This window comes from Limnohabitans sp. INBF003, from assembly GCF_055396645.1.
This window is the reverse complement of sequence record NZ_AP029222.1, coordinates 1053798-1064654: the sequence shown is the minus strand read 5'-3', so window position 1 is coordinate 1064654 and position 10857 is coordinate 1053798. Positions and strand designations below refer to the sequence as shown.

14 protein-coding genes and 1 tRNA gene are annotated in these 10857 nt (G+C 44.5%); 5 read left to right on the top strand and 10 right to left on the bottom strand.

The window, feature by feature from the left end:
• Positions 1–125: 125 nt before the first annotated feature.
• The 4 genes from ACZ5VE_RS05170 to ACZ5VE_RS05155 all read right to left on the bottom strand — a co-directional run bounded on the left by ACZ5VE_RS05170 (position 126) and on the right by ACZ5VE_RS05155 (position 2990).
• Positions 126–1364 (bottom strand): TolC family protein, encoded by a 1239-nt coding sequence (locus tag ACZ5VE_RS05170; RefSeq protein WP_464456970.1) that lies wholly within the window; start codon positions 1362–1364, stop codon positions 126–128.
• 103 nt (positions 1365–1467) lie between these two features.
• Entirely contained in the window at positions 1468–2145 is a 678-nt protein-coding gene (locus ACZ5VE_RS05165; RefSeq protein ID WP_464456969.1) for a hypothetical protein, read from the bottom strand.
• 284 nt (positions 2146–2429) lie between these two features.
• Positions 2430–2506: transfer RNA gene (locus tag ACZ5VE_RS05160), tRNA-Pro, on the bottom strand.
• Between the two features lie 34 nt (positions 2507–2540).
• On the bottom strand, positions 2541–2990 hold the full coding sequence (locus tag ACZ5VE_RS05155; RefSeq protein ID WP_464456968.1) for a MerR family transcriptional regulator: 450 nt from the start codon (positions 2988–2990) through the stop codon (positions 2541–2543).
• A gap of 418 nt (positions 2991–3408) precedes the next feature.
• Here ACZ5VE_RS05155 and ACZ5VE_RS05150 point away from each other — a divergent pair, with 418 nt between their 5' ends.
• From ACZ5VE_RS05150 to ACZ5VE_RS05140, 3 genes are read left to right on the top strand one after another with little or no spacing between them, the layout of a single operon-like run.
• Positions 3409–3582: a hypothetical protein gene (locus tag ACZ5VE_RS05150; RefSeq protein ID WP_464456967.1), complete on the top strand. Its 174-nt coding sequence runs from the start codon at positions 3409–3411 to the stop codon at positions 3580–3582.
• Positions 3579–3893 (top strand): hypothetical protein, encoded by a 315-nt coding sequence (locus ACZ5VE_RS05145; protein ID WP_464456966.1) that lies wholly within the window; start codon positions 3579–3581, stop codon positions 3891–3893. The genes ACZ5VE_RS05150 and ACZ5VE_RS05145 overlap by 4 nt, the downstream gene beginning before the upstream one ends.
• Positions 3863–4642, top strand: coding sequence for a hypothetical protein (locus tag ACZ5VE_RS05140; protein ID WP_464456965.1), 780 nt, complete (start codon positions 3863–3865; stop codon positions 4640–4642). Before ACZ5VE_RS05145 ends, ACZ5VE_RS05140 begins: the two co-directional genes overlap by 31 nt.
• A gap of 63 nt (positions 4643–4705) precedes the next feature.
• On the opposite strand, the gene ACZ5VE_RS05135 is transcribed toward ACZ5VE_RS05140, so the two are convergent.
• Positions 4706–5122, bottom strand: a complete 417-nt coding sequence (locus ACZ5VE_RS05135; protein WP_464456964.1) for a DUF6641 family protein — start codon at positions 5120–5122, stop codon at positions 4706–4708.
• Between the two features lie 943 nt (positions 5123–6065).
• On the opposite strand from ACZ5VE_RS05135, the gene ACZ5VE_RS05130 reads away from it, so the two are divergent.
• Positions 6066–6413 carry a hypothetical protein gene (locus ACZ5VE_RS05130; protein ID WP_464456963.1) on the top strand — a complete coding sequence of 116 codons (348 nt, stop codon included), beginning with the start codon at positions 6066–6068 and terminating at the stop codon, positions 6411–6413.
• Between the two features lie 276 nt (positions 6414–6689).
• Here ACZ5VE_RS05130 and ACZ5VE_RS05125 read toward each other — a convergent pair whose 3' ends face one another.
• Together ACZ5VE_RS05125 and ACZ5VE_RS05120 are read right to left on the bottom strand one after the other, a co-directional pair.
• Positions 6690–7469 carry a hypothetical protein gene (locus ACZ5VE_RS05125; RefSeq protein ID WP_464456962.1) on the bottom strand — a complete coding sequence of 260 codons (780 nt, stop codon included), beginning with the start codon at positions 7467–7469 and terminating at the stop codon, positions 6690–6692.
• A gap of 19 nt (positions 7470–7488) precedes the next feature.
• Positions 7489–8169, bottom strand: coding sequence for a hypothetical protein (locus ACZ5VE_RS05120; protein ID WP_464456961.1), 681 nt, complete (start codon positions 8167–8169; stop codon positions 7489–7491).
• Positions 8170–8364: 195 nt separating this feature from the next.
• Here ACZ5VE_RS05120 and ACZ5VE_RS05115 point away from each other — a divergent pair, with 195 nt between their 5' ends.
• Positions 8365–9090: a tyrosine-type recombinase/integrase gene (locus ACZ5VE_RS05115; RefSeq protein ID WP_464456960.1), complete on the top strand. Its 726-nt coding sequence runs from the start codon at positions 8365–8367 to the stop codon at positions 9088–9090.
• A 6-nt stretch (positions 9091–9096) separates the two neighbouring features.
• Here ACZ5VE_RS05115 and ACZ5VE_RS05110 read toward each other — a convergent pair whose 3' ends face one another.
• The 3 genes from ACZ5VE_RS05110 to ACZ5VE_RS05100 all read right to left on the bottom strand — a co-directional run bounded on the left by ACZ5VE_RS05110 (position 9097) and on the right by ACZ5VE_RS05100 (position 10741).
• Positions 9097–9552, bottom strand: a complete 456-nt coding sequence (locus ACZ5VE_RS05110) for a hypothetical protein (protein ID WP_464456959.1) — start codon at positions 9550–9552, stop codon at positions 9097–9099.
• A complete protein-coding gene (locus tag ACZ5VE_RS05105; protein ID WP_464456958.1) occupies positions 9545–9802 on the bottom strand; it encodes a hypothetical protein in 258 nt (85 codons plus the stop codon). Before ACZ5VE_RS05105 ends, ACZ5VE_RS05110 begins: the two co-directional genes overlap by 8 nt.
• Positions 9803–10036: 234 nt before the next feature.
• A complete protein-coding gene (locus ACZ5VE_RS05100) occupies positions 10037–10741 on the bottom strand; it encodes a hypothetical protein (protein ID WP_464456957.1) in 705 nt (234 codons plus the stop codon).
• Positions 10742–10857 lie beyond the last annotated feature (116 nt).

Sequence of the window (10857 nt, the reverse complement as noted above, 5' to 3'; positions counted from 1 at the left end):
AGGACTTGCTTGCGCGGAGTGTGATCACCGCTTGATAAATTCTGAAAATTGAACGCGGAACGCGTCACGAACCGGTGCTGTTGCTCGGTGTGACGCGTGGTCGAAGCTGTGGCTTTTGAGGCAGATCAGGGCTTGGCGAAGTGGGCCGACAACTCGCCCAAGGCCGCACTGATGCGGTACTCGGCCAGCTTCACGTCGTATTGCGCTTGCGCTGCACTTTGTTGGTAGCTGGCGTATTCGCCCTGAATGTTGAGCAAGTCGAGCAAGGAGCGACGCGCCATGCGGAACTGCTGTTGGTAACCATCCACCAGTTTTTCGCCCTGGACACGTTGCTGGCTGGCAATGTCGGCACGGGTTTTGGCCGAGGTCCATTCGGTGTAGGCCAGGCGAACGCGTTCGCGCGCCATGAGTTCAACTTCGCTCAAGGTGTCCTTGGCGGCCACCACTTGGGATTGGGCAGAGCGAACGCTGGCGTCGGTTTGCCCACCGTTGTAAAGGGGCCAGCTGAACTGGGCTTGCAGTTTGGCTTGGTTGCCACGGGCTACACCGGTGTATTCACGGCCAAGGCTGAAGTCCAGCGTGGGCTTGTATTGCGCTTGGGCCCCTTCGACTTTGGCCTGCGCTTCTTGCAGTTGAGCTTGGGCTTGCACGACAGCTGGCAAGCCTTGGGCTTGAGCCAAGGCCTGGCTTTCGTCGGCGGCAGTGGCTTTGGGCAAGCTGGGATAAGCACCAAAGGCAGAGGCGCTCAGGGGTTGCGCCCAGAAGCGCTTGAGCTTTTCTTGGGCTTGCGCGAGCTCGGATTCGCGCTGCACCAGATTGATGCGGGCAGATTCCACACGGACTTGGGCTTGAACCAGGTCAATGGAGCGACCGGCATCGACCTCGACAATTTTGCGGATGTCACCCAGGATCGCAACGTGTTGTGCCAAGTTGGATTGGGCCAGTTTCACCATGTCTTGGCCACGCACCACGGACAGCCAGGCTTCGGACACTTGCAAGGCGACTTCATCGCGATTGACTTGCATTTTGGCTTGGGCGACTTTGGCCGCTTGCTCGCTGCGCAAGATGTCGGCTTGCACACGGCCACCCAGCGGGGTTTTGTAAACCAGCAAGGGGGTGACGAGGTTTTGCGCCTCGGCACCGTCGAATCGGCTGCTGCTGGCGTTCAAGCTGACGGTGGGCATTTGCGCACCCTTGGCCCGATCGATCTCGGCTTGGGCACCCACCACACCGGCTTGTGCCGCCTTGACGCCGGGGTATTCAGTCAGTGCAGCTTGAATCACTTCCTGCAAACTTTGAGCTTGCACAGACATGCCAAAAGTCAAAAGACCGAGTGCAGCGAAATGGGAGAGACTTTTGTTCATGGTGTACTCTTCAAGTGATTAATTGTCGAAATTGAGGCCTTTAGCCACATACCGACAACTATCACAAAAATGCCAAAAAAATAGAATCCCTAATTAGGGAAATTCATCCCAAAATACCAAAATTTTTTATTTTTCCGGCTTTAAATATCTCAAATTTGATTAAAACAATTTTTTCTTCACGGATGCCGATCACCGATGGGCGGTGGTCCGCAAACAATCGCCAGCAGGGCTGGCTCCTGCGAATAACCGTGAGTTTGTAGGAGCTTGCCTGCAAGCGATTGACGGTGGTCCGCGAACAATCGCCAGCAGGCTGGCTCCTACGAATACCGGGAGTTTGTAGGAGCTTGCCTGCAAGCGATTGACGGTGGTCCGCGAACAATCGCCAGCAAGGCTGGCGCCTGCGAATAACCGTGAGTTTGTAGGAGCTTGCCTGCAAGCGATTGACGGTGGTCCGCGAACAATCGCCAGCAGGGCTGGCGCCTGCGAATACCGGGAGTTTGTAGGAGCTTGCCTGCAAGCGATTGACGGTGGTCCGCGAACAATCGCCAGCAGGGCTGGCTCCTACAAATACCGGGAGTTTGTAGGAGCTTGCCTGCAAGCGATTGACGATGGTCCGCGAACAATCGCCAGCAGGACTGGCTCCTGCGAATACCGGGAGTTTGTAGGAGCTTGCCTGCAAGCGATTGACGACGGTCCGCAAACAATCGCCAGCAGGGCTGGCTCCTGCGAATACCGGGAGTTTGTAGGAGCTTGCCTGCAAGCGATTAACGGTGGTCCGCAAACAATCGCCAGCAGGGCTGGCTCCTGCGAATACCGGGAGTTTGTAGGAGCTTGCCTGCAAGCGATTGACGATGGTCCGCTAACAATCGCCAGCAGGGCTGGCGCCTGCGAATAACCGTGAGTTTGTAGGAGCTTGCCTGCAAGCGATTGACGGTGGTCCGCAAACAATCGCCAGCAGGGCTGGCGCCTACACAAGACCCGGTATCACCGACCTGCATATATCGTTTCTGGACCCACCAATGAAAAAGGGTTAGCAGACTTTCATCTGCTAACCCTTATCAATATTGGTCGGCGTGGCGGGATTCGAACTCGCGACCCCTTGCACCCCATGCAAGTGCGCTACCAGGCTGCGCTACACGCCGACAAGCTTTAAATTATAACCTCATAAATTGGCGCTCAAAGCGTGAGCAAAGCACGAATTTCAATCAGTTCCTTGTAAAGCGAAGGGCCACGCGCGCCCTCTTCGACCCATTCAAGCTCAGCTGTCTCAAATTGCCCTGATGGCATGGCGGACTGTTCAGTCTCGTTGAGCATGTCATCGTCCATGTCTGCCACTTCGCTTGGCCCACGGCGCAATTGGCGGTCGGCCTGCACCAACTCCTGCAACCTGTTGCGTGCACCACTGATGGTGAAGCCTTGGTCGTACAGCAAATCCCGAATACGACGAATCATCAACACCTCATGGTGCTGGTAATAACGGCGGTTGCCCCGACGCTTGACAGGTCGGAGCTGGGTGAACTCCTGCTCCCAATAGCGCAAAACATGCGGCTTGACACCGCACAATTCGCCCACTTCACCGATGGTGAAATAGCGTTTGGCTGGGATGGAGGGAAGCGGACTGTCCATGAACGACAACAAGTTACGTGGAAAACCTTGTAGCTTACTGCAACTAGAAGGCGCAAGTCCAGACGAATTCATTCACACGGAAGAATCACTGAGATGCCGATGACAAACAAAAAAGCACTTGGGATTTCTCTCAAGTGCTTTTTATTTCAGGGAATTTTTGGTGGGCAGTGCAAGTTTCGAACTTGCGACCCCTGCAGTGTGAAGACCCCTGACTTTTTAAAGAACCCAGCATTTATGCGGTCTAAAAGCCAGTAATTGCATTGTAGTACGGCACAGTAGTACGCACCAGCAACGATAAAAAACAATTACTTGGGAGCGTCACCAGCTACTAGCCCTCCATACCTAGCACTGAGCTTGGGGCGTGCTGTTTGCACTGCTGGCAATGCAGTGCCTGGCATCTGTGGCCTAGCAATGCTTGATGGCAAAACTTGCTGCATTGCTGGTGTTTTTGCAGCTTGCACAGCACCCAAACGTGGCAGTGGGCCTTGACCTTGTGGTGCTGCTTTTTGCTGTGCTGACTTTTGAGGTTGTGCATCAGCATCTGCTGCTTTCACATCACTTGCCTTGGGTGGAGGTGGCGCACTTATCTTGAGCGATGGCATAGCAACTGGGCCAACAGATTTAGGCGAAGACTTTCGCCCTCCTCCACGCTTGGAACGCTTGGACTTGGCAGCAGCTGCTTTTTCAGCTTTGGCACGAGACTCTTGTTCAGCTTGTGTGCTGATGGCTTGCCAAACGTTGTCACTCACCAACTTCCACAACCCCATCTGCTCTTCTGCACTTGCAATTTCATTTATCAACACTATTGCACCTCCAGACATATTTATCTATACTTCACAAAGTAAATTTCACATTTCATATAGCGAAAATCCATGCTTAGATTATTTAAAAAAAATATACTGAAAAATTTCCTCTTTATAATAATTTACACATTAACAAGCACCTCATTTTCCGCAAGCTTAAATTGTGCAGAAATGCCAGTAAAAAATTACATATTAAATCATTCAAGCAACAAAATAAATATTAGAAATATTTATTCCAAAGATGCTTGGGACAATGCACTCATGAAGCTGATTGCAAGTGACCCCAGAAACAATATGCACCAGATTCTTAAAGAACAAAAAAATGCATCAGAAGTAAAATTAATAGATACAATAAAAATATGTGAGAAAAAATTTTACAAAACAGGGGCTGGATATTATGAATCGGACTGGAGTAAATTCCAGTACTACTCAAAAATATGCGAAAAAGATAGAGTGATATACTATGGCCCACATACAGCAAGAGAAGACGCAAACATACTACAATCAGCATCATTAGATTTTAAAAATACAAATCTATATAATTGGCTAATATACAATTACTTACCCGAAGCCAACTCCTACATAAAATCCTCGAAAAAATTATCCACACTCTCCGAAGAAATAGTTAATGATGCAACCACGATTTTAGAAAAATCAATTAATGAACCCAACTCACAAAAGAAAACAATATCAGATATAAGAATAAAGCACTTGGATAAAAATATTGGCAGCATAGGCTGCAAAGCAAATTTAAATTTCGAAAACATTTATCTTGGAAAAATAATAGTTCCTCTTGAATACAGCATAGAAATAACTTCCGAGAAAAAATCATACATAACCATTGAATAAATCCTAATTTTTTAATATTAAATAATTAAGATCCCATAATTTAATATGGGATGCGGAAATTCGTTAGTGTTTAAACCGTTCTCTAAAAGCAGCGCTGGCTGCATCAATCTGTGCATCAAGCTCGCCAGCCTCCACGCACTTTTTGACTTTTTCCAGCACTGACAGCAAGTCAGCCACTGTGCCAACCTCAATGCTGTTCTTGCCTTTTGCCAGTTCCAGCATGCGTGTGCCATAGCGCACTTGCAAGCAAACACGCCCACTGTCAGCAACAAACCACCACTGCTTCACACGCTTGACTGCTTCCACCAGCTTGCGTTCGCCAGTGTGCTTGTCTTTGATGCTGCGCACACGAGTGGGAGCATAGGTTTTGCCATCAGCTTGGCAACGTGCCAGCTCAATTTGCTCATGCAGTTGATTGCTGAGCTTGTTGCGACGAAGAACGATTGGAGCTGCAGTTTGGGGACGTTTGGCGCTGACCAATTTCAATGTATTCAATGCACTCATTTTCTACTCCTTGTGTGTTGAACGAGTGCAGTAACTTTATTTTCAAAATCTATTGAGCGCGACCAAAATCACACTGATTTCACCAAAAAAGTCTTTGGTTTTTATTGATTAGCTTTGGTTTTGCATAAATAAATGCATAACAGAACTACAAGTTAGCATCACTTGAAAGCATGCCAAAAATCCGTTCTCTTCGTGTAGTGACGGTAGACTGTGTGATGTTCTGCACACGCTTTGTGGAACTATCCTCGCAAGGACGCTTTAAATGAACTGCCCACTGGCAAGTAACATTTTCCACATCGTAACAGTAACGGCTTGGCAACAAGAAGCAAGACTAGTCTATTCCGTAAAGTTTTCAAATAGCATCATGACACCTTAAAGATGCTTTAAAAATCGCTGTTGGTTGGGTAAGGAGCAGAGCCCATTGAAAACTAGAACTAGCATAAAATCAGATTTGCATTACTCAATGTATGAGTGCACATGCTATGCAAATCCCAACTGAACAGTCACGTGGCGACGGACAATGTTTCTAACAAGTTCACCCCTATTTTTAGTAGGGTGAACTTGGCTCAAAACAATGGACACCTTTACAAGTTGCTCACATAAAACACTGCTTAAATTACTTCTAAAAAAGTGCTGAGCAAATGCGATTGAGCGATAGCGAATGAGCTTTGCGAAAGCACTGAGTGAACGCAGTTCACTCAACCAACAACAAGAGTGAGATACACAAATAATGATGCGTTGGACATTGTCAGTAACACTATACCCCCATTCGTTGAATCTGGCATTTCCATAGAATTTCGTTTGCTAGCTACATGAAGTGAACCATTTAGTAGGTAGGCATTGGGGTTTACAGCAATTCAAGTGCTATTGCTTTTTGTAAAATTCATCGATAAAATTTGCGTAAAATTAAGGACTTCAAATGAAACTGCTCAATAAATTTCAAGCAACTGGAATCGCATTTTTGATTTTACTCTCGAGCAACTTAAAAGCTCAAACCATAGAAACAAATGTGCCAGGTCTTGTTATTAAAAACTACAGGTGCAGTACACTTGATAACAGAACTATATATGGAGATTTGATAAACAGGAATAGTGAAATATTTAATGGAAACGTAAGAGTAAAAATATTTGATCTGGAAAACGATACTATTTGGCAAGGCATTGAGAAAATTACTGTTCAAGGACAAAACGGTCGTTTTTTAGTAGTCAATATAGGTGTTGGAAAATGCATACCTCCATACAGGGTGCAAATCACATTGGAACAATAAAAACTTCTCACATATTTTAATCAATTATGCATTCATATTGATATGCATCCATTTAAAGTACATCTCCAAAATTACTTTCATTTGACACACAAGAATGACTACCCAGCCAATCCACAAAAAGTGGTTTGGCTACATTGTTAAAGAAGCTAACAGCATAAAACAGTTGGCATGGGACACGAATGGCACATGGGATGCGCAGAATTCTTAGATTCCCAGCAACGCAATCAATACAAACTAAAGTTAGTTTGATTATAGGTTAGCAACGTCTGCTGACACTTATTGTCCCAGTAGTGTCTTAGTGCTGGCTTTACCTTTTGACTTCAATATTTGAGTGACTACGCATCTAGTTGAAAGCTCTTTAAACGAGTATTCTTGCTTTTTACAAATATCCATATATTTGACATACTCAGAGTTGAACTCCAAAGGAGTGACTCCAGCTAACTTTGCACTTCGCCTAAATAATATTTCATCTTCAATATGCTCTGAGCCAAACACACCCCAATGATTTAATTCATCTTTTGACAGTCTTCTCAAAGCCCAGTTTGGAGTGAAACTTGTAGCTTCAATCAGCTTGACACTACCCCCCATTTCCAACACATATGCATTGGCTTCTTTCAAGTGCTCTGTGATGATTTGGGCTATTTGGGCATCCGTCAATTTTTCATTCACAAGAGCAAAGCGATGAACTAGAACACTCCCATAAATCATGCGTCTTACGCCACTTATAGCGAGATAGACACATGCACTCACGCAATCTTTGTCTGGCGCTACAAATGTATTGAACTTGTTTTCTCTAATTATTCTTCCAATTCCTCTTGCCACACTTGGCTCGCCACCATACACATCCAACTGCACAGCATTCATGTGTAGAATAAGTTTTCGTCGTTTTACTTCATCAACAACATTTTGAAATTTTTCCACATCACCAAGCCCAACTGATTTGCTAATTTTAATTGTGTAAGAATTTTCACTCTTAATTTTTTCAAGTTCGATAGCTGCATTTACAATGCAATGCATAAAAAAAGTCAAAAAACCTAAAATTTTTTTCTTTAGCATCGAAATGTCAAATTATCCTTTAATTGCAATATCCATTATTTTCTTGAAAAGTTAAAAGACTGTCATCAAATCTATTATACATTGGTGAAAATCCAATTGGGCAAAAACCAATATTCTTTGCTTCTTTAGGGAGCCATCCACAACTCAACCCACCAAAAGAACCTCCAGATACACCTTTTTCTGTATTTCCCTGAGTACAGTAAGTTGTGTAAATATAATCCTCAATTTTTCTAGGACAACTTTTATCCTTCGTCAACCCTATCATAACACCTGAAATCCCAAAAGAATTCATATTTTGAAAATTCACAAACGGAGCTGCTCCACTTTGGTCGAATTTAATAGATTTCAAATTTGATAGAATTTCATTTGTTTTTATTTGATTGGCTCTCCCAATAGCAATAAAGCGATGATCTAAATCAATTTTATTTTCCTCATTACATTTTAAGTATCTTGCATCTTTCTTTTGGGCTTCCAATTTTTCAGCAGCAGATTCTTTTGTAGGAAATTTTGCTCTACAAGCTGAACGGAGAGCTCTTACTGCATCCTCACCCATACCAGACTTCAAGTTTTTAATAACGCAGTCCTCAAAATCTTTTGGCGCCAAAGGATTCCACCATTGTGCTCTAGCTTCAAATGAAGTCATCAAAAGTATTGAGGACACAATAACTATCAAAGATTTTTTTTCATTCATATTGCTCATATCTTTTTACCCTTGTACATTTTACTTGTTACCATTTTAAGTATACAACTGACCAAAAGCAAGCTAGCAAGCCCTACAAGCTGCTAAATACATACAAGCAAGGCTTGGGCAGCTGACAGCACCAAAAGCAGCTTGTAGGGCTTGCTGCTCATCGCGCAGCAGTCATGCTCACGCACAAACAAAGGAAATAAGTAAATGCTTTGGTTGCTGCGTATCTCATTGAATTTCAACAACTTTTTGCACAGTCAAAAAGTGGTCGTCCAGTCAAAACAAAGAAAACATACTTGCATGCACACAAACACAACTTTTAAGGCAACCCCAATGGCTCAAGCACGTGTGCTCACTGAACGCGAACTGCGCAAAGTCCTCAACTACTGCCTCACACAGCCCCACGCTGCACGCAATCGTGTCATGCTGCTGTGCACACACCAGGCTGGCATGCGTGTTGGAGAAGTAGCAGCACTACGCATCTGTGACGTGCTGGCAGCAGATGGCACTGTTCTTGAAGAGATTTCCTTGTCCGCCAGCCAAACAAAGGGCAACAAGGCACGCACAGTTCTAGTGCCCAAAAAACTGCGCGATGAGCTAGAGCAATACTTGCAGCAACGCTTTGGATTGAAGGACTTGCTGGCAGTTACGCTGACAGACACGCAACGTGCCTTGTTTCCCACGCAGAAGAACCCCAAGCGTGGCTTCACTGCCAACACACTTTGCCAGTTGTTCCACAAAATTTACAAGCAGTCACACATGACTGGCGCAACTAGCCACAGTGGACGCAGAACTTTCATCACCAAACTAGCAAACAAAGGCGTTGGAGTACGTGTGTTGATGGCACTTGCTGGGCATAAATCAGTTCAAAATACTTTGAGGTATATCGAATTAAATCCAACAGTTATGAAAGCAGCTGTGGAGTTAATATAAGTTAATTTACTTATTTACAAGCTTGTAAATTTGAGGATGCAAGTCAAAAATGAAATTAACTCTATCCATCAATCTAACCATTCTTGCAAATGATTTTGGATCATACAGACCAAACTCATAAATTACTGCAGTCAATACTCCATCACCCACTGAGAACTGATATGAATACTCTTTATTGAAAGTGTTAATCAATTTCAACAACTCGAACTCTTCTGCAGGAGTAAGATTCTTTCTTTCCCTATTAAAGTATCGTGAAATAGCCAATCTTTCAGCATTTTTTGAGAATGCAATCTTATTCAGTCCTGTATTTACAACAGTAAAAGTATCACCCTCATCTTCTTTTTCAATATCATAGCCCATAGCTATCAATTGCTTACGTTCAGGTGCGTCTTTTGCCAATGGTTCTGAATTGGCTTGCATTGTACAAAACAGGAGGAAAATAGCAGCAAATTTTTTAATCATGTTTTCTTTCAATTTGAATAGGTTCGGGCTTAATTTCAGTCGACTCAAGTTCATCAATTCTTTTTCTTAAAATTACAACTGCATCAACAAATATCAAAATTGTTGCAAAGTAACTCAACACAGGAGTCAAAGACAAAATAATATGTTTAACCCCCCAAACACCACACCGCTTTCCAATCCATCTATTGACAAAGAAAAAAATCAATGTCATAAGAATTAAGGGCAACAATGAAATAATAGTATCAGACATTCAATAATTCCAATTACCGCAAAAAATCATCAGCAACAACGCTTTTAAGAGGCACTTTGCTGAACACATCATTCAGCAACTTGTGGTGCTTTTTCAACTTGGCTTGCCAAGCATCCTCGCCCAGCAAGTCCTCAATGAATGCACATGTGTCCAGCAGCTTTTGTGGCACAGCTTTATCAGCCTATGGGACAAGTCCCAAAGCAACAAGTACATCCTACAGCTTCATGATGCTTTTTACAATTTAAAATAGTCTCTGCTGGGGAAGTCGCCCACAGCTGCAGCCTTCACAAGGTTGTTGGCAATTGCCAAGTAGCGACGAACAGCACGCTCTGCGCTGACATCATTGTCGTTTGAGATCACTTGGTCGTTCTCAACATCATAAACAATGTCGCCAGCCAGCGCCATAGGCAACCCTTCAACCTTGCGCTTGGTGTTCTTCCACTTGTGGCTTCGCGCCATGTACACACGCCGCACCTCAGCCAACAACAGCTTGGCTGGCAATCGTGGCAGTTCAAGTGTAGCCATCAAACGCTGGTTGGCATCGTAGGTAGCCAAATAGGCACGCAGCGCACTGACCTTGAGCTCTGCACCAGGCGTTAGCTGATACACACGCTGTGGCTTGGGATCATGGTCAATCCCTTTGTAGTGGTCAATTAGCACTTGCCTAACTTGATTGGCAGCCTCAGTGGGCGTCAAAGCCATGGGCACGCTGACATGGACCATGCCAGCGTCACTTAAGTAACGCTGCACCACCTCCACCTTGCGATAAGGAAACAGCTGTTCAGCATTGGTCTTCCACCAAGTTTCAAACTTGGTCGCAGTGACATCGCCCCAGTCTTTGTAGTACTTGGCATTCACTGCGATGTTGGTATCAGCACAAGCACGTTTCAAAAACTCATACCAAAGCCTAATTGCCTCTTTGCCAGTTGCACGTGCCATTACGTTTTTAACTCCTTGCCATGGTTGTACAGGCAAAACTCTCAGTAATCAAGTTCTTGATCTACAAAGACTTGATTATTAACTATTTGGGATTACAAAATATTCACAAATCACTA